The organism is Nonomuraea soli (assembly GCF_013761175.1).
Taxonomy (GTDB): Bacteria; Actinomycetota; Actinomycetes; order Streptosporangiales; family Streptosporangiaceae; genus Nonomuraea; species Nonomuraea soli.
Genome location: NZ_JACDUR010000007.1, coordinates 177,815 through 195,020, shown reverse-complemented (window position 1 = coordinate 195,020; position 17,206 = coordinate 177,815). Strand labels below are relative to the sequence as shown.

General features: G+C 71.3%; 20 protein-coding genes. 11 read left to right on the top strand and 9 right to left on the bottom strand.

The genetic code is table 11. From position 1 onward, the window contains the following. Positions 1-8: 8 nt before the first annotated feature. The gene (locus HNR30_RS33610) at positions 9-221 is read right to left on the bottom strand and encodes an anti-sigma factor family protein (protein ID WP_312894819.1); all 213 of its coding nucleotides are present in this window, start codon (positions 219-221) and stop codon (positions 9-11) included. A gap of 14 nt (positions 222-235) precedes the next feature. Further along, positions 236-850 carry a sigma-70 family RNA polymerase sigma factor gene (locus HNR30_RS33605; protein WP_312894818.1) on the bottom strand — a complete coding sequence of 205 codons (615 nt, stop codon included), beginning with the start codon at positions 848-850 and terminating at the stop codon, positions 236-238. 202 nt (positions 851-1,052) lie between these two features. Here HNR30_RS33605 and HNR30_RS33600 point away from each other — a divergent pair, with 202 nt between their 5' ends. Both HNR30_RS33600 and HNR30_RS33595 read left to right on the top strand, forming a co-directional pair. Next, the gene (locus tag HNR30_RS33600; RefSeq protein ID WP_181614140.1) at positions 1,053-1,922 is read left to right on the top strand and encodes a hypothetical protein; all 870 of its coding nucleotides are present in this window, start codon (positions 1,053-1,055) and stop codon (positions 1,920-1,922) included. Between the two features lie 16 nt (positions 1,923-1,938). Further along, positions 1,939-2,886: a TAXI family TRAP transporter solute-binding subunit gene (locus HNR30_RS33595; RefSeq protein ID WP_181614139.1), complete on the top strand. Its 948-nt coding sequence runs from the start codon at positions 1,939-1,941 to the stop codon at positions 2,884-2,886. Here HNR30_RS33595 and HNR30_RS33590 read toward each other — a convergent pair. Together HNR30_RS33590 and HNR30_RS33585 are read right to left on the bottom strand one after the other, a co-directional pair. Continuing rightward, positions 2,804-4,264 (bottom strand): HAMP domain-containing sensor histidine kinase, encoded by a 1,461-nt coding sequence (locus HNR30_RS33590; protein WP_181614138.1) that lies wholly within the window; start codon positions 4,262-4,264, stop codon positions 2,804-2,806. The genes HNR30_RS33595 and HNR30_RS33590 overlap by 83 nt on opposite strands. Then, positions 4,254-4,916 (bottom strand): response regulator transcription factor, encoded by a 663-nt coding sequence (locus HNR30_RS33585; protein ID WP_181614137.1) that lies wholly within the window; start codon positions 4,914-4,916, stop codon positions 4,254-4,256. The genes HNR30_RS33590 and HNR30_RS33585 overlap by 11 nt, the downstream gene beginning before the upstream one ends. A 124-nt stretch (positions 4,917-5,040) precedes the next feature. On the opposite strand from HNR30_RS33585, the gene HNR30_RS33580 reads away from it, so the two are divergent. Genes HNR30_RS33580 through HNR30_RS33570 form a run of 3 tightly spaced genes read left to right on the top strand, consistent with a single transcriptional unit; the run spans position 5,041 to position 8,010 of the window. Further along, entirely contained in the window at positions 5,041-6,054 is a 1,014-nt protein-coding gene (locus HNR30_RS33580; RefSeq protein WP_181614136.1) for a tripartite tricarboxylate transporter substrate-binding protein, read from the top strand. Next, positions 6,051-6,503 carry a tripartite tricarboxylate transporter TctB family protein gene (locus tag HNR30_RS33575; protein WP_181614135.1) on the top strand — a complete coding sequence of 151 codons (453 nt, stop codon included), beginning with the start codon at positions 6,051-6,053 and terminating at the stop codon, positions 6,501-6,503. The genes HNR30_RS33580 and HNR30_RS33575 overlap by 4 nt, the downstream gene beginning before the upstream one ends. 1 nt (position 6,504) lies before the next feature. Then, a complete protein-coding gene (locus HNR30_RS33570; protein WP_181614134.1) occupies positions 6,505-8,010 on the top strand; it encodes a tripartite tricarboxylate transporter permease in 1,506 nt (501 codons plus the stop codon). Here HNR30_RS33570 and HNR30_RS33565 read toward each other — a convergent pair. After that, positions 8,007-8,807 carry an IclR family transcriptional regulator domain-containing protein gene (locus tag HNR30_RS33565; RefSeq protein ID WP_181614133.1) on the bottom strand — a complete coding sequence of 267 codons (801 nt, stop codon included), beginning with the start codon at positions 8,805-8,807 and terminating at the stop codon, positions 8,007-8,009. The genes HNR30_RS33570 and HNR30_RS33565 overlap by 4 nt on opposite strands. Positions 8,808-8,817: 10 nt before the next feature. Continuing rightward, positions 8,818-10,263, bottom strand: a complete 1,446-nt coding sequence (locus HNR30_RS33560) for an amidohydrolase family protein (RefSeq protein WP_181614132.1) — start codon at positions 10,261-10,263, stop codon at positions 8,818-8,820. Positions 10,264-10,374: 111 nt separating this feature from the next. Between HNR30_RS33560 and HNR30_RS33555 the strand changes: the two genes are divergently transcribed. From HNR30_RS33555 to HNR30_RS33540, 4 genes are read left to right on the top strand one after another with little or no spacing between them, the layout of a single operon-like run. Continuing rightward, a complete protein-coding gene (locus tag HNR30_RS33555) occupies positions 10,375-11,550 on the top strand; it encodes a CaiB/BaiF CoA transferase family protein (protein WP_181614131.1) in 1,176 nt (391 codons plus the stop codon). Next, positions 11,543-12,343, top strand: coding sequence for a citryl-CoA lyase (locus HNR30_RS33550; RefSeq protein ID WP_181614130.1), 801 nt, complete (start codon positions 11,543-11,545; stop codon positions 12,341-12,343). The genes HNR30_RS33555 and HNR30_RS33550 overlap by 8 nt, the downstream gene beginning before the upstream one ends. Next, the gene (locus HNR30_RS33545) at positions 12,336-13,187 is read left to right on the top strand and encodes a DODA-type extradiol aromatic ring-opening family dioxygenase (RefSeq protein ID WP_181614129.1); all 852 of its coding nucleotides are present in this window, start codon (positions 12,336-12,338) and stop codon (positions 13,185-13,187) included. Before HNR30_RS33550 ends, HNR30_RS33545 begins: the two co-directional genes overlap by 8 nt. Continuing rightward, positions 13,184-13,543, top strand: coding sequence for a hypothetical protein (locus tag HNR30_RS33540; protein ID WP_181614128.1), 360 nt, complete (start codon positions 13,184-13,186; stop codon positions 13,541-13,543). Before HNR30_RS33545 ends, HNR30_RS33540 begins: the two co-directional genes overlap by 4 nt. Before the next feature lie 6 nt (positions 13,544-13,549). Here HNR30_RS33540 and HNR30_RS33535 read toward each other — a convergent pair whose 3' ends face one another. Genes HNR30_RS33535 through HNR30_RS33525 form a run of 3 tightly spaced genes read right to left on the bottom strand, consistent with a single transcriptional unit; the run spans position 13,550 to position 15,631 of the window. Continuing rightward, positions 13,550-14,395, bottom strand: a complete 846-nt coding sequence (locus HNR30_RS33535) for an ABC transporter permease (protein ID WP_181614127.1) — start codon at positions 14,393-14,395, stop codon at positions 13,550-13,552. Beyond that, complete coding sequence (locus HNR30_RS33530; protein WP_181614126.1) at positions 14,355-15,176, bottom strand: ABC transporter ATP-binding protein; 822 nt, start codon at positions 15,174-15,176, stop codon at positions 14,355-14,357. Before HNR30_RS33530 ends, HNR30_RS33535 begins: the two co-directional genes overlap by 41 nt. Beyond that, positions 15,173-15,631, bottom strand: coding sequence for a MarR family winged helix-turn-helix transcriptional regulator (locus tag HNR30_RS33525; RefSeq protein ID WP_181614125.1), 459 nt, complete (start codon positions 15,629-15,631; stop codon positions 15,173-15,175). The genes HNR30_RS33530 and HNR30_RS33525 overlap by 4 nt, the downstream gene beginning before the upstream one ends. A 78-nt stretch (positions 15,632-15,709) precedes the next feature. Between HNR30_RS33525 and HNR30_RS33520 the strand changes: the two genes are divergently transcribed. Both HNR30_RS33520 and HNR30_RS33515 read left to right on the top strand, forming a co-directional pair. Beyond that, a complete protein-coding gene (locus tag HNR30_RS33520) occupies positions 15,710-16,753 on the top strand; it encodes an LLM class flavin-dependent oxidoreductase (protein ID WP_181614124.1) in 1,044 nt (347 codons plus the stop codon). Positions 16,754-16,762: 9 nt separating this feature from the next. Beyond that, positions 16,763-17,203 carry a DMT family transporter gene (locus tag HNR30_RS33515; RefSeq protein WP_181614123.1) on the top strand — a complete coding sequence of 147 codons (441 nt, stop codon included), beginning with the start codon at positions 16,763-16,765 and terminating at the stop codon, positions 17,201-17,203. Positions 17,204-17,206: the final 3 nt, after the last annotated feature.

Below are 17,206 nucleotides of genomic sequence, written 5' to 3'. Positions count from 1 at the left end.
CCGCGGAGCTAGGCCTCGTGCCAGTCGCGGAAGACCGCCAGCAGCCGGTCACGGTCCTCGCCGGGCAGCGGTTGCGGCGGCAACGCGCCGACGGCCGGCCCTACCGCGCGAAGCTGCTCCAGGTAACGCTCGCAGCCCTCACATCGGCGCAGGTGCCGCTCGAAGCGCGCGTGCGACCTCTCGTCCAGCGCGCCGTCGAGGTAGGCGGTCACGAGCTCCACGAACTCGGCGCACCTCATGGTCGTCCCGCCATGGTCACAAAGTACCTCTCCACCCGGTTGCGCAGCGCGGCGCGAGCCCGGTGCAGCAGGACCCGCTGGTTGACCGCGGTGATGCCCAGCAGCTCGCACACCTCGTCGGCGCTGTAGCCCTCGGCGTCGCGCAGGACGATCACCGCGCGCTGTCGCGGCGGCAGCGTGGCCAGAGCGCGGGCGAGCTGCTCCCCCGCTTCGCGCACGAGCGCCTCGCCCTCGGCGCTGGGCCAGGCGGCCGGAGGCTCCCGCCAGTGGCCGAGGCGGAAACGGCCGGGGTCGACGGCGGGCTCGCCGCCGTCGATGCTGCTCCACGGCACGGTACGGCTCTCGCGGACCCCGCGCCGTTTGGCGGTGTTGATCAGGATCCGGTAGACCCACGTCTTGAACGACGAACGCCCCTGGAAACCGCCGAGGCCGTGCAGCACGCCCAGCCACGTGTCCTGGAGCACCTCCTGCGCGGAGGCGTCGGTGGAGACGTAGGAGCGCGCCAGCCAGAGCAGGTTGCGCGACCACGCGTCGACGAGGGCGGCGAACATGGCCTCGTCGCCGGCGCGCAACGCGGCGACGATCTCGGTGTCGGCGGGCAACGATGCCACGGGTCCCCTCCCACTCATGGCATCGTCTCCCGGCTCACCGATGTTCCAGGTTCTCCATGTCCTCCTTCGAGGGTTCGTGTCACCAGGGCTTTCTCGCGTTACGCCGTAGTTCTGCACACCCACTGTGTGTACTAGTGCACAGGCGGTGCGCATTCCGGGTGGTCCCATGAGCGGCATCACCCACCCCGGAAGGAGCACCGACATGGGTCTCATCGCTCGCCTCGGCACGTGCGTCCTGCTCGTCGCGGCGTCCATCGCCGTCACCGCCCCCACCGCCACGGCGGCCGTGCCCGGCCGTACTCTCGTCTCCGCCAACTCGGCCTCCGACTCCACCCCGCGCAAGACCGCGCGGACCTTCTGCCCCGCGGGCACCGTCGTCGTGGGCGGCGGCGCCGCGCTGCAGACGATCGGCAGCGACGCGGTCAAGTTCAGGACGGTCACGCCGTTCCGCTCCGTGGTCGACGGCCGCTACGGCTACAGCGTCATCGCCGAGGAGTTCCGCGCGTTCGACGGCGCCTGGAGCGTCGCCGTCCGCGCGCTGTGCGCCCCGGCGCCCGCCGGCTACGAGATCAGGAGCGTCACCGTCGGCAGCAGCTCGGTCAGTCCCAAGACCGCCGCCGCCACCTGCTCGGCGGGACGCCGCGCCCTGGTGCCCGGCGGCACGGTGCGCGGCCCCGACGAGCTCACCCCGCAGGTCGCCCTGCTCGGCACCCTGGTCAACACCGCCCGCGACGGCGCCTACGCCATCGGTACCGAGGTCAGGGCCGGATTCGCCGGGCAGTGGGACATGATCGCGACCGTGGTCTGCGCCAACCAGCCGGCCGGCTACGGCGTGGTGGAGCAGCAGACCTCGTCGGGCGGCTCGTCCGACAGCGTCGCCCAGGTCAACTGCCCGGACGGCACCACCGTGCACGGCAGCGGCGGCCTGATCATCCCCAGCACCGCCGGTGACGCCCACCTGTACGTGCTGAGCTCGATCGAGCCGCGCACCACCCTGGTGCGTGCCGCGCGCACCACCCCCGGCCAGACCAACACGTGGCACGTGCGGGCCCAAGCCGTCTGCGCCGCCTGATCCGTATCATCTCGGCATGGTCAGACACCTCTCCCGGCGAGCCCTGCTCCTGGCGGCGGGCGGGTCGCTCGCCGGGTGCTCGCGTCCCGCCGAGGTCGACCAGGTCCAGCTGAGGCTCGCCACCGGCCCCGAGGGCGCGGTCTACCGCCGCATCGGCGGGTCGCTGGCGGCGCACATCACCGCCCAGGTGCCCGGTGCCACGGTGGTCACCGTGCCCAGCAGGGCGGCGACCGACAACATCCGCAAGCTCATGGCGGGTGAGGTGCACCTGGGCCTGTCGAGCCTCGACGCCCTGACGGCCGACGACGGGAGCGTGCCCGCAGGACTGTCGGCGGTGTGCCGGTTGTACGACAGCCATCTGCACCTGGTGGTCATGGCGGGCTCTCCGGTCGAGGAGTTCGCCGACCTGCGGGGCAGGCGGGTGTCGCTGGGCGCGCGCGACTCGGGGACCGAGTTCACCTCGCTTCGGGTGCTGAAGGTCGGCGGCATCGAGGCCGAGGGGCGCTACCTCAGCCAGGCCGAGTCGGCGGCGGCGCTGCGCGATGGGGAGATCGACGCGATGTTCTCCCTCACCGGAGTCCCGACGCCGGCCATCACCGAGCTGGCCAGGCAGCACGCGGTGCGGATCATCCCGCTGGTCGCGCAGGCGGCCAAGCTGTTCGAGCAGTTCGCCGGGCCGTACGCTCCCGCCACGATCCCGGCGACGGCCTACGCCGGGGTCCCCGCCACCAGGACCGTCGCGGTGCCGAACCTGCTGCTCGTCCGCGACGACCTGCCCGCCGAGCTCGTCCACGCGATCACCGACACGATCTTCACGCACACCCGTACGATCACCTCCGCCGGGAGGGGCGGCGCCGAGGCACTGCCGGAGGCGTGGCACATCAACGTGCGGACGGGGATCTCCACCGGCCCGATCGCCCTGCATCCGGGGGCGGTGTCGTGGTTTCGTGATCGGAAGCGATAGGCAGCGTGAACACCGCGGCGAAGCCGTGCCCGCCAGGGTGCGGAAGTCCGTCCTCCAGCCGCAGCACTCCCCCGGCCGTCCCGATCAGGTCGGCGCAGATCGCCAGGCCGAGGCCGGTCCCCGGCACGTTCTGGTGTCTCGGCGAACGCCAGAACCTGCGCAGGGCCTGGGCACGTTCGGCCTCGTCGAGTCCCTGGCCGTCGTCGCGGACCGCGATGGTGACCACGCCGCCGGCGGCCCTGGCGCTGACCTCGACCAGCCGCGCGTCCGACAGCCGCAGCGCGTTGCTGATCAGCTCGTCGAGGATGCTGCCCAGGCCGCCCGAGGGTTCCTGCACCCGCAGGCCCGCGGGCACGTCGACGTCGAGGGTCTGCCCCGCCGTACCGGTCAGGGCCCGCCATCGTTCGACGCGCGTGGCCAGCACCTCGTCGAGGTCGACGGGCGAGGCCGTGCGGATGCTCTCCATCCTGGCGCTGGCCTGCAGCGAGTTGAGCATGCGCTGCATGGCCTTGAGCTCGTCGACCGCGACGTCGAACATCTGCCGCCCGTCGTCGCCGGGGCGCAGGTGCGGCTCCAGGCTCTCGACGGCCAGCCGCAGGCTGGTCAGCGGGTTGCGTAGCTGGTGGGAGGCGTCGGAGACGAAAGCGCGCTGGCGCTGCACGGCGTTCTCGACGGCGTCCATCATGATGTTGAACGAGCCCGCCAGGCGGCGCAGCTCGGCCGGGCCGTTCTCGGCGTCGGCCCTGATGGTGAGGTCGCCCTGGGAGATGCGCGAGCTGGCCGCGTCGAGCTCGCGCACCGGGCGGATCACCCACGCCGACACCGGCCAGGCGACGGCCATCAGCCCGACCAGCGGCAGCAGCCCGAGCCCGGCGAGCTGCGCCCAGCGCACGAGGATGCGGCGGCGTGTCTCGGACAGGTCGGAGATCGACACCACGGCGCCGACGACCTCGCTGTCGCGGCCCACCGGCTCGGCGACCACGAGGGCGGCGTCGTCCCACGGCGCCCACTCCCATGAGGGCTCCGACCTGGTCCCGGCCAGCGCGGCGGTGACGATCCTCGGCAGGGCGGGCTCGGCACGCGCCGCCTCCTGGTAGGCGCCGGTGGGCCCGAGCAGGACGGCTCCCGAGGTGTCGATCACGGCGACCGGGATGCCGTACAGCGAGTGGTAGCGCGTCAGCTCCTGCTGGAGTGCTTCTGTCCTGCCGGTCGACAGCGCGGTCTCGGTCAGCGAGGCGAACCTGCCGACGTCGTTGAGCCTGTCGACGTAGGTCTCCTGCATCTCGCGCTCGCCCACCGTGATGCTCAGGGGAACTCCGAGCGCCGCGACGAGCAGCACCGCGAGGGGCACCAGGACGACCAGCAATCTACGGTGCAAGCCGGTAACCGACTCCGTGAACCGTGCGGATGGGCACCTGCGGCCCGAGCTTGTGCCGTACGGCCGCGATGTGGGTGTCGAGGGTGCGGCTCGACGCCTCCCAGGTGGCGCCCCAGACCTGGTCGAGGATGGCCTCGCGGCTCACCACGTTCGGCGAGCGCCTGGCCAGCAGCAGGAGCAGCTCGAACTCCTTGCGGGTCAGCGTCACGCCGGCTCCGCCGACGGTGACCTCGCGGGTGCCGACGACGATCCGCATCGGTCCGAGCACCAGCGGCTCGTCCTCGGGTCGCAGGGCCCGGTGGGCGCGCGTACGGCGCAGCACGGCCTCGATCCGCGCCAGCAGTTCGGGGATGCCGAACGGCTTGACGATGTAGTCGTCGGCTCCGGCGCGTAGGCCGCGCACCCGCTCGTGTTCCTCCGAGCGCGCGGTCACGGCGATGACGGCGGTCTCGGGGCGGTCGCGCAGCCTGCGGATCAGGTCGAGCCCGTCGCCGTCGGGCAGGCCCAGGTCGACGAGGACCACATCGGAGGGTTCGGCTCGTACGGCTTCCGCCGCGGTGGCCATGCGGTTGACCTCGAAGCCGGACTGGGTCAGAACGGTCACCAGCGCCCGCGCCACGCGGTCGTCATCTTCGATGATGGTGATCCGCATACCGGCGGATTGTACGGGCATGTCCGATGCTTGTGTTACCCCCAAATTTCTTGGGATTCTTTTGACACCATCCGGGTCACCGCAAGCCCACACTGGGCCCCTGCCCTGATGAGGAGGCCGGGATATGACAACCCCCCGCACATTCCGGATGATCGCCGCCATCGGCGTCCTGTCACTCGCCGCGGCCTGCGGCTCCAACGGAGGAGGCGGCGCCCCGCAAGCGGGCGGCGGCGCGTATCCGGAGCAGAACATCACCATCGTCGTCCCCTTCAGCGCGGGCGGACCGACCGACACCGTCACCCGGATGATCGCCGAACCGATGGCCGCCAAGCTCGGCGGCAAGATCGTCGTCCAGAACGTCGAGGGCGCGGGCGGCACGGTCGGCGCGGGCGAGGTCGCCAACGCCAACCCCGACGGCTACACCGTGCTCATGCACCACATCGGCATGTCGACGGCGCCCGCCCTCTACTCCAACCTCGGCTACAAGCCACTGGAGAGCTTCGAGATGGTCGGCCTGGTCACCGAGGTGCCCATGACGATCGTGGCCCGCAAGGACTTCGAGCCCGCCACGCTCCAGGACCTGGTGACCTACGTGAAGGCCAACTCCGCCAAGGTCACCCTCGCCAACGCCGGCGTCGGCGCCGCCTCGCACCTGTGCGGCCTGCTGTTCCAGACCGCCACCGGCGTCAAGCTGCAGGAAGTGCCGTACAAGGGCACGGGTCCCGCGCTGACCGACCTGGTCGGCGGCCAGGTCGACTTCATGTGCGACCAGACCACCAACACCAGCGGCCAGATCTCCGCCGGTGAGATCAAGGCCTACGCGGTCACCACCCCGGAGCGCGTCAAGAGCCTGCCCGACCTGCCCACCACCGCCGAGGCGGGACTGCCCGGCATGGAGGTCAGCGTCTGGCACGGCCTGTACGTCCCGAAGGGCACGCCGCAGGACGTCGTCGCCAAGCTGACCGACGCCCTGAAGACCGCCCTGGCCGACCAGAAGGTCGTCGACCAGATGGCCAAGCTCGGCACCGCGCCCGTCAAGGCCGAGGACGCCACCCCGGAGGCGCACAAGAAGAAGCTCGAGGAGCAGCTCGGCGTCTGGGGCAAGGTCATCGCCGACGCCGGGGTCAAGGCCCAGTGAAATCCGTTCCGGATCTCGTCGCCGGCGGGATCTTCGTCCTGATCGGCGGCGCGTTCGTGGTGGGGTCGCTCAGCTACGAGCTGGGCACCCCGCTGCGGATGGGCCCCGGCGCCTTCCCCCTGCTCGTGGGCGCGATCGTGGCCGCGCTCGGCCTGGCCATCGCCGTCAAGGGGCTCGTCGCCGGTGAGGTGGCCGAGTTCGGGCCCATCCCGTGGCGTGCCATCGCCGCCATCGTGGCGGCGCTGCTGTTCTTCGGCTTCACCGTGCGCGGCCTGGGCTTCGTGCCCACCTCGGCGGTGACCGCCCTGCTCACCACGCTGGCCAGCAAGCGCGTGCGGCTGCTCGCGGCGCTGGCCGTGACCGGCGGGCTGACCGTGGCCGCCACGCTGATCTTCGTCGTCGGGCTGCAGCTGCGCATCCCGCTGTTCGGTCCCTGGCTGGGGTTGTGACATGGATCTTCTCGACAACCTCGCTCTGGGGTTCTCCACCGCCCTGCTGCTCGAGAACGTCGTCTACTGCTTCATCGGCGTGCTGCTCGGCACGATGGTCGGCGTGCTGCCCGGCATCGGGCCGACGGCGACCGTGGCGATGCTGCTGCCGATCACGTTCAACTTCGAGCCGGTCACCGCGCTCATCATGCTGGCGGGCATCTACTACGGCGCCCAGTACGGCGGCTCCACCACGGCGATCCTTATCAACCTGCCGGGCGAGTCGTCGGCGGCCGTCACCGCGCTCGACGGTCACGAGATGGCCAGGCAGGGCAGGGCGGGAGCCGCGCTGGCCGCGGCGGCCATCGGCTCGTTCGTCGCCGGCACCGTCGCCACCGTCGTCCTCGCCGTCGCCGCTCCTCCCTTGGCCCGCGTCGCGCTGCAGTTCGGCCCGGCGGAGTACTTCTCGCTGGTGCTCTTCGGCCTGATCGTCTCGATCGCGCTGGCGCGCGGCTCCACGCTGAAGGCGCTGGCGATGATCGCGCTCGGCGTGCTGCTCGGCACCGTCGGCCAGGACCTCTACACCGGCGAGCCCCGCTTCACCTTCGACCAGCGCGAGCTGTACGGCGGCATCGACTTCGTCTCCGTCGCGGTGGGCATGTTCGGCGTGGCCGAGATCCTGCGCAACCTGGAGAACGAGGCCGGCCGTACGGCCCTGGTGAGCACGGTGCGCAACCTCTGGCCCACCCGCGAGGACCGGCGCAGGATCGTCGCGCCGATCGCCCGGGGCACCGTGCTCGGCTCCGCGCTCGGCGTGCTGCCCGGCGGCGGCCACGTGCTCGCCTCGTTCACCTCCTACGCCGTCGAGAAGCGGGTCAGCAAGCGGCAGCAGGAGTTCGGGCACGGCGCGATCGAGGGCGTGGCAGGACCGGAGTCGGCCAACAACGCCGCCGCCCAGACCTCGTTCATCCCGCTGCTCACCCTGGGGCTGCCCGCCCACCCGGTGATGGCGCTGATGGTCGGCGCGTTCATCGTGCACGGCATCACCCCGGGACCGAACGTGATCGCCGACGAGCCCGCGTTGTTCTGGGGCCTGATCGCGTCGATGTGGATCGGCAACGTGCTGCTGGTGCTGCTCAACCTGCCGCTGATCGGCATCTGGGTGCGCATGCTGCGCATCCCGTACCAGGTGCTGTTCCCGATGATCATCCTGTTCGCCGCGATCGGGACCTACTCGCTCGGGTTCAACGCCTTCGACGTCTACGCGATCGTCTTCTTCGGTCTGCTGGGATACGTCCTGATCAAGTGCGGGTGCGAGCCGGCGCCGCTGCTGCTCGGGTTCGTCCTCGGGCCGCTCATCGAGGAGAACCTGCGCCGCGCGATGATCATCTCGCGCGGCGACGCGACGGTCTTCCTGACCAGGCCCCTGTCGGCGGTCCTGCTGGCGCTGGCCGCCGGCGCCCTCGTGCTCGCCGTCCTGCCGGCGATCCGCAAGCGCCGCGAGGTGGTGTTCACCGAGGACGACTAGGAGGCGGTGACGTGCGGCACCGCTTCGTACAGGGCCCAGTCGGCGCTGATCGCGGCGGCCGTCGACAGCAGGACGGGCAGGTGCTCCTCGGTCAGCTTCTCGACCGTCGTCTCGGCCGCGTGGGCGTTGACGTTGACGGCCGCGATCACGTGGCCGAGGCCGTCGCGCAGGGGGGCGGCGACCGACCGGATGCCGAGCGCGAGCTCCTCGTCCGTCACCGCCCACCCCCTGGCCCGTACGGCACGCAGCGCCGCCTCGCGTTCGCCCGCCGAGGGCCGCCACCGTGGCTCGATGCCCGAGCGGCTCGGCTCGGCCAGTACCCGGTCGACCTCGGCGGGCGGCAGCGCGGCCAGCAGCACCTTGCCCAGCGAGGTCTGCAGCGCCGGGAAGCGGGTCCCGATCTGCACCGACAGCGTCACGATCCTGGGTACGGCGACGCGCGCGACGTAGACGATGTCGGAGCCGTCGAGCTGGGCGATCGAGCAGGATTCGCCGGTGGTGGCCACCAGCCGTTCGAGGTGCGGCCTGGCCACCTCCCACAGTCCCATCGAGCGCACGTAGGACACGCCGAGTTCGAGCACCCGGGGTGTGAGGGCGAAGCCGCCCCGCTCGGTCCTGGCGTAGCCCATCTCGGTCAGCGTCAGCAGGATGCGCCGGGCGGTCGGCCTGGCCAGTCCCGTGGCGGTGGCGACCTCGGTGAGGGTCATCACCGGGCGTCCCGGCTGGAACGCCCGGATGACCTCGAGACCTCGGGCCAGTGCCTCGATGAAGTCGGGTCCAGTGTCGCCGCGTGCCATGGCTCAGACTCTAGAGGCTGTGGGTGTCGGCACTGCTGTAGTCGGTGTAGGTGTACGGGTTGTCGAGGATCTTGGACTCGGGCACGTCGGGGTTCATCCCGCGCTCCCACGCCTCCTGCCCCATGGCCGAGCGCAGGTGCTCCACCGACCGCTCGGCCGCGCGCCTGGCGGCGTCCAGGTCGGCCCCGACCAGGCGGTGCTCGTACTTGACCACGCGGCCGTTGACGATCACGGTGTGTACGTCGCCGCGCTGCGCCTGGAAGACGACGTGGCCGTACGGGTGGTGCAGCGGGAAGCTCACCGGCGAGTGGTCGTTCTTGATGAGCACGAGGTCGGCCTTGTAGCCCGGCTCCAGCCGTCCGAGGTCGGAGCGGCCGATGGCCTGCGCCCCGCCCCTGGTCGCCCATTCCACGACCTGGTCGGCGCGCAGCCCCGCGTGGGTGACGGTGCCGCCGTTGGCGTGGGCCTCCAGGTGCTCGCGTGAGCGGTCGGCGCTGAGGGTGGCGCGCATGGCGGAGAACAGGTCGCCGCTCCACCAGACGCTGGTGTCCATCGACAGCGAGACGGGGATGCCGTGGGAGCGGATGCGCCAGGTGGGCGGGTATCCCTGGCCGGCGCTCTGCTCGCTCTCGGTGGACACCGAGACGGATCCGCCGGTCGCGGCGATGCGGTGGTAGGAGTCGGTCGACAGCGAGGCGGCGTGCACGTACACGGTCCGCGGCGTCATGAAGCCGTGGTCGTACATCAGCTGGATGCCCGCGTCGCTGGTGGCGCCCCAGACCCCGGCGTGGGTGGTGACCGGGACGCCCAGTTCGCGGGCCACGTCGAAGGCGGGCTTCTCCGGGAAGGCGGGGTCGCCGAGCACGTCGAAGGCGAGCTGGAAGCCGAGTAGGTCGTCGCCGGTGATGCGGCGGGAGACGAAGTCGCGGAACGCGGCCGAGGTCGCCCACTCCGCGGGGGCCTGCTGGATGTTGCCGTAGGCGAGGACGAACCGGCCGGGCACCGACTGGAGGGCGTCGGCCGCGGCGTCGGCGTGTTCGGCGCTCTGCAGGTTGTGCGACCAGTCGACGACGGTGGTGACGCCCGCTTCCAGGGCCTCCAGGGCGGCCAGGACGTTGCCGGCGTGGATGTCGTCGGGGCGGAACAGCTTGCCGTGCTCCAGGTAGTTCCAGACGAAGTACTGCGTGAGGGTCCAGTCGGCGCCGTAGCCGCGCATGACGGTCTGCCACATGTGGCGATGCGTGTCGATCATGCCGGGCATGACGATGCCGCCGGTGGCGTCGATCTCCAGCGCGTCGGCGGGCGCCTCCAGGCCGGGGCCGACGGCAGCGATGCGGTCGTCGGCGACCAGGACGTCGGCGCCGCGGAGCACCTGGCGGCCGTCGTCCATCGGCAGCACCGTGCCGCCGCGCAGGACCACCGGGCGGCCGGGCTGGAAGGGGGTCCTGTCGTTCATCGGCTACCTCCGGTCACTTGTCCGCTATACGGTCAATCTGAGGTGGAGACGCGCTCGTGTCAACGAGTTACCATGGCGGACATATGTCCGTTCTACGATCGCTGGAGGGACATGGGACCGCTGTCCGGTGTGCTGGTAGCCGACTTCTCCCGGATCCTGGCCGGGCCGTACGCCACGATGCTCCTGGCCGACCTGGGCGCCGACGTCGTCAAGGTCGAGGGCCCGCGCGGCGACGACACCCGCGGATGGATGCCTCCGGTGCGCGGCCAGACCTCGACCTACTACCTGGGCGTCAACCGCGGCAAGCGCTCCATCGCGCTCGACCTGCGTGAGGAGGCCGACCTCCGGGCCGCCAGGGAACTGGCCGGGCGCGCCGACGTGCTGGTGGAGAACTTCAAGCCCGGCGGGCTGGCCCGCTTCGGACTCGACTACGACAGCGTGCGGGCGGCCAACCCGGCCATCGTGTACACCTCCATCAGCGGATTCGGCTCGGGAGCCGGGCGGCACGTGCCGGGATACGACCTCATGGTGCAGGCGATGTCGGGGCTGATGAGCCTCACAGGCGACGCCGAGGGCCCGCCGTACCGGTCAGGAATCTCGGTCTTCGACGTGATGGCGGGCAACCACGCGGTCATCGGCATCCTCGCGGCGCTCCGGCACCGCGAGGCGACGGGAACCGGGCAGCTCGTCGAGATCAACCTGCTGTCCTCGGCGCTCACCGGGCTGGTCAACCACAGCTCCGCCTACGTTTCCGGCGGCGTCGTGCCGTACCGGATGGGCAACGCCCATCCCAGCGTCTTCCCGTACGAGCCGCTGCCGACGGCCGACGACGAGATCATCGTCGCGGCCGCCAACGACGGGCAGTTCCGCAAGCTGTGCGAGGTGCTCGGCATCCCCGGGGTCGCCGACGACGAGCGGTTCGCCACGAACGTGGCCCGCACCGCCAACCGCGCCGTCCTGCGGCCGCTGCTGGAGGAGCGGCTGGCCGGGCGCGGCGCCGTCGAGTGGTTCGACCTGCTGGTCAAGGCCGGGGTGCCGTGCGGGCCGATCCAGACCATCGACGGCGGGTTCGCCATGGCGGAGAGGTTCGGGCTCGATCCCATCGTCGAGGTGGGCGGCGTGCCCACGACGCGCAACCCGATCCGCTTCTCCGAGACGCCCGTCGCCTACACGCTCCCGCCGCCCGCGCTCGACGAGCACGGGGACCACCTGCGCGCATGGCTCGCCTCCCCCGAGCTCCCCGAGATCCGCGAGCTCCCCGAGATCCGCGAGGACGGCCATGCCTGATCACGCCGACGGCTATCCCACCGCCCTGGGCGCCTCCACCCCGGAAACGATCACCCTGCTCGGCGCCGACCTGGCCGGCGACATCATGGGCAAGGTCGGATTCGGCGAGCTGGCCTTCTGGCTGGCCGCCCAGCGCAGGCCCACCACCGGCGAGACCCGCGTCTTCGAGGCGGTCCTGGCCGCCCTCGCCGACCACGGCTTCACCCCGACCGCGATCGTCACCCGCCTGACCTACCTGTCCGCCCCCGACTCCGTGCAGGGCGCGCTCGCCGCCGGGCTGCTCGGCGGCGGCTCACGCTTCCTCGGCGTCACCGAGGACAGCGCCCGCTTCCTGCACCGGCACCTGCCCGATCCGCTGCCCGCCGACGACACCGCCTGGGACACGCTGGCGCGCGACGTCCTGCGCGCCCAGGGCGGCGCCAGGATCCCCGGACTCGGCCACCACCTGCACAAGGACGGCGACCCGCGCACCCCGCGCCTGATGCGGATCGCCGCCGAGGAGGGCCTGTTCGGTCCGCACCTGTCGCTGTTCGCCGCCATCGGGCGGGTGCACCCCCGGCTGCTCGGCAAGACGCTGCCGCTCAACGGCGCGGGCGCCTGCGGCGCCGCCCTGGCCGACCTGGGGCTGCCGCTCGAACTCCTGCGCGGCTTCGCCCTGCTGGCCCGTACGGCGGGGCTGATCGGCCAGCTCGCCGAGGAGCTGCACCGCCCCGTGGCCAACGAGATCTTCCTGTCCGTGGACCTGAACCACCGCCCCGTCCCCCCTGGAGGCCCCGGAGGCTCGTATGGCTGAACTGGTCGCGGTCATCGCGTCCACCCACCACCCCTTCTACTACCGCGCCAGCATCTCCACCGGCGAGGAGCGCCCGCCGTTCGCCGACGAGTGGGTGCGCAAGGTGCTGGCCTTCCGCGAGACGCTGACCAGGGCACGGCCCGACGTGCTCGTCATGGTCGGCTCCGACCACTTCCACCAGTTGTGGCTCGACAACATGCCTCAGTTCCTCATCGGCAAGGCACCCCGCTACGACGCCAACTGGTACAACGAGGAGCGTGAGTTCGGCCTGCCGCGCATGGTGATGGCCGGGCAGGAGGACCTGTCGGCCCACCTGCTGCGCGGCGGCCTCGACGCCGGCTTCGACCTGGCCTTCTCCAACGAGCTGCGCATCGACCACTCCATCACGTGCCCGATCATCACCCTGCGCCCGCAGAACGACCTGCCGATCGTTCCCGTCTACACCAACATCTTCGCCCCGCCGCTGCCGCGCCCCCGCCGGTTCGTCCAGCTCGGGCGGCTGATCAGGGAACTGGTCGAGTCGTGGCCGTCCGGCGAGCGGGTCGCCGTCATCGGCACCGGCCACCTGTCGCTCGAACTGGGCGGGCCGCGCCAGTTCGGCCCGCACGGGCCCGACCCCGAGTTCGACCGCAAGGCCGTGGAGTGGATCGCCTCGGGCGACCTGGAGGGCTGCCTGGCCGAGGTCACCCTCGACAGCCTGCACCTGCCGGGCAACGCCACCCACGGGTTCATGGACTTCATGCTGATGATGGGCGTGGCGGGGGAAGGCGTGAAGGCCGACTACGTCGACACGTACGACCTGTTCCACACCATGGAGGCCTACTTCACCTGGTATCCGAGATGAGCAAATACCTTCTGAACAAGTTCCTGTTCACCGTGGACCGCGATCCCGAGCTGGTCGAGAGGTACCGCGAGGACCCCGCCGCCACCGTGCGGTGGTGGGAGGAGACGCAGGCCAACCGGCTGCTCAACTGCCCGGAGGTGGAGTCGTCGACCTGGCTGGAGTTCGACGACGCCGAGCGTGAGGCGCTGGCCTCGCACGACTACCCGGCGCTGTTCGAGCTGGGGGCGCATCCGTTTCTCACGCTGACGTTGTTCATCGCCGTGTTCGAGCGGGACCATCCGCCGCTGGGGTTCCAGCTGGAGTACGCGCGGAGGCTGGCACGGTTCGGCCTGCCGTACCCGGATATCGCCACCTGACGCCCGTCATCGCGCCAGCCTCGGCAGCAGCGCGGAGGCGGCGGCGATCCCGAGCACCGCCGACACGGCCAGCACGGCGAAGTCGAGCGGCAGGTGCGCCGGGGTGCCGAGCAGCAGCCCGCGCAGCGCGTCGACCTGGTAGCTGAGCGGGTTGACGGCGCTCAGCGCCTGCAGCCATCCGGGCATCAGGCTGGTCGGGTACAGCGCGTTGGAGGCGAAGAAGAGCGGCATGGTGATCGCCTGCCCGATGCCCATCAGGCGATCACGGTTGCGCACGATTCCGGCGATCGCCACCGACAGGCACGAGAAGAACGCCGCCCCGAGCACGACGGCGACCGCGACGCCGAGCAGGCGCAGGGGGTTCCAGCTGATCCCCACCCCGAGCACGGCGGCGAGGACCACGATGACCAGGGCCTGGATGAGCGCCTTGATGCCGGCGGCGAACGCCTTGCCGGCGACGAGGGCGGCGCGGGGGGTGGGCGTGACGAGCAGCTTGTTCAGCACGCCCGCGTCACGTTCCCAGATGATCTGGATGCCGTAGAAGATCGAGATGAACATGGCCGACTGGGCGATGATCCCGGCGGCCAGGTAGTCGAGGTAGGGGATGCCGTCGCTGGGGATCAGCCCGATCCTGGTGAACGTCATCCCGAAGATCAGCAGCCACAGGGCGGGCTGGATGGCCCTGGTGTACAGCTCGCTGCGGTCGTGGCGCAGCTTCTGCAGCTCGACCACGCACATGGCGGCGATCCTGGCCGGCAGCACCCGCCATCCGGTGAGCGGTCGCGGCGGGGTGAGCAGCAGGTCGAGCTGGTCAGCCGAGGCGGGTTGCGGTGCGGCGGGTGCTGCGGACATCGCGGAATCCTCCTTCGAGCTCGCCTTCGAGGCCGCTGCCCGCCAGGTCGCGGAAGACCTCTTCCAGGGTCGGTACGCCGTCGCCGCCCTGCCGGGCGCGCAGGTCCTCCTTCAGCCGGTACGGCGTGGCGCAGGCACGCAGGACGCCGCGGTGCATGAGGCCGATGCGGTCGCAGTACTGGTCGGCCTCGTCCATGTAGTGGGTGGTGACCAGCACGGTCATGCCGGTGGCCGCGCGGACGGCGTTGATGTGCTCCCACACGCCGGTCCTGGCGATCGGGTCGAGCCCGATGGTGGGCTCGTCGAGTATGAGCAGCCGGGGCGCGCTGACCAGCGCCTGGGCCAGTTCGAGCCGGCGCACCATGCCGCCGGAGTAGGTGGCGGCCATGCGGCCCGAGGCCTCGGCCAGGCCGACGGCGGTGAGCGCCTGCTCGACGCGGGCGGCGCGCTCGCGGCGTGGCACGTCGAAGACCCTGGCGAACATCGCCACGTTCTCGCGCCCGGTGAGGTTGCCGTCGGCGGACAGCTGTTGCGGCACGTATCCCAGGAGCCTGCGCACCGCCATGCGTTCGCGGGAGGCGTCGTGCCCGAAGACCCTGACCATGCCGGAGGGCACGGGTAACAACGTGGTGATGCACCTGATGGCGGTGGTCTTGCCCGCTCCGTTGGGTCCGAGCAGGCCGAAGATCTCTCCTTCCGCCACCGTCAGGTCGACTCCCGCCACCGCTTCGACCTTGCCGAAGCGGTAGCGCAGTCCTGTCAGACCGAGCGCGTCCGTCACGTCCCCTCCATCTCCTCGCGCAGGCCGTCGGCGAGTCGCTGCAGGGCGGGGAGCGCGGCTGCGAGCGCCGCCCTGTCGTCGTCGCCGAGCCGGACGATGTGGTCTCTGACCAGGGCGGCGCGCCGCAGCTCCCAGTCGCCGAGCCGAGCCTCGGCCTGCGGCGTGATCAGCAGCCTGGCCGAGCGCCGGTCGGCGTCGCTGGTCTCGCGGTGCAGGAGCCCGGCGGCGGTGAGCTTGTTGACGAGGGTCGACACCGAGTTGCCCGCCAGGTAGAGCTCCTTGGCCGCGGCCGAGACCCCGATGCCGGGCCGGGCGGCGACCAGGCGCAGCAGCTCGACCTCGGCGCCGCGCAGCCGGGGTCCGGGCAGGTCGCGCCGCAGGCGCCTGCGCACCAGGCGCCTGCGCACCAGGCGATGGATGCCGGCCAGCAGGCCGGGCAACTCCTCTGCCACCATGCCCGGAATATTAGCTCTGCTAAGGATCTAAATCCAGTAGATTTACACATTACCTACATGAAGAGTAGGTTTTATGGCATGAGCCTTGAGTTCCTCTGGTACATCCCGAACCAAGCCCAGCCCGGTCACCGGGGCGACGACGTCGTCAACGACCACAACTCGCTCGACACCCTCACCACCCACGCCAGGGCGCTGGAAGAGCACGGCTGGGGCGGGGCGCTCATCGGCACCGGATGGGGACGCCCCGACACGTTCACGGTCGCCACCGCGCTGGCCGCGCGGACCACGACCTTCCGCCCGCTCATCGCCGTCAGGCCGGGCTACTGGCACCCCGCCAACTTCGCCTCGGCCGCCGCCACCCTGCACCACCTCACCGGCGGGCGCGTGCTGGTCAACATCGTGTCGGGCAAGGACGACCTGGCCGCGTACGGCGACAGCGAGGGCGGCCAGGCCGACCGCTACGCGCGCACCAAGGAGTTCCTGCGGCTCGTCCGCAGGTTGTGGACCGAGGAGAACGTCACCTACGAGGGCGAGCACTTCGGCGTCACCGGTTCCACCGTGGTACCGCGCCTGGGCAACGGCCACCCCAGGCTCTACTTCGGCGGCGCCTCGGAGGCCGCCGAGCGAGTCTCGGCCACCGAGGCCGACGTCCAGCTCTTCTGGGGCGAGCCCCTGGACGGCGTCGCCGAGCGCATCGACCGGCTGCGCAACCTCTCCGAGAAGCTCGGGCGCGAGCACGCGCCGCTGGAGTTCGGGCTGCGGATCACCACGCTGGTGCGCGACACCACCGAGCAGGCCTGGGCCGACGCCGAGGCCAAGGTCCAGGAGATGGCCAAGGGCGGCATCGCACGCGACCCGCTCAGGCGGCCCGCCGTCGGCCAGCAACGGCTGCTCGACCTCGCCGCCCGGGGAGAGGTGCTCGACGACAACCTCTACACGACGCCGGGTAAGGTCGGCGGGGGCGGTGCGGGCACCACGTGGCTGGTCGGCTCCGCGGACGACGTGGCGCGGTCACTGCGCAAGTACCAAGCGCTCGGCATCACCCACTTCGTGCTCTCCGACACGCCCTACCTGCCGGAGATCAAGCGTCAGGGAGAGCAGTTGCTGCCCCTGCTGCGATGAGAGGATGCCATGCGCCTGACGACAGGGCTGCTCGCGATGGCGGCGGGCGTGCTGCTCACGCTCATGACCCTGACCAACGCCGTGCTCGCCCAGCACACCGGCGCGGTGTTCGCCTCCTGGGCCGCGCACGGCATCGGCGCCGTCGTCGCGCTGCTGCTCCTCCTCGTCACCCCGCGTACTGCCACACCCGAGGGCAGGACACCGCTCTGGTACTACCTGGGCGGCATCCCGGGAGCGCTGGTCGTGGTCCTCTCGGCCATCGCGGTCAACAGCGAGCTGGCCCTGTCCGGCACCATCGCGCTGATGCTGACCGGCCAGGTGATCTTCGGCGCCGTCTCCGACCATCTCGGCCTCCTCGACACCCCCAGACGCCCGATCACCGGCACCGACCTCGCCGTCGCCGGCTGCGTGTTGTCAGGCGCGGTGCTGATCGTGCTCGGCGGGGCGTGACCC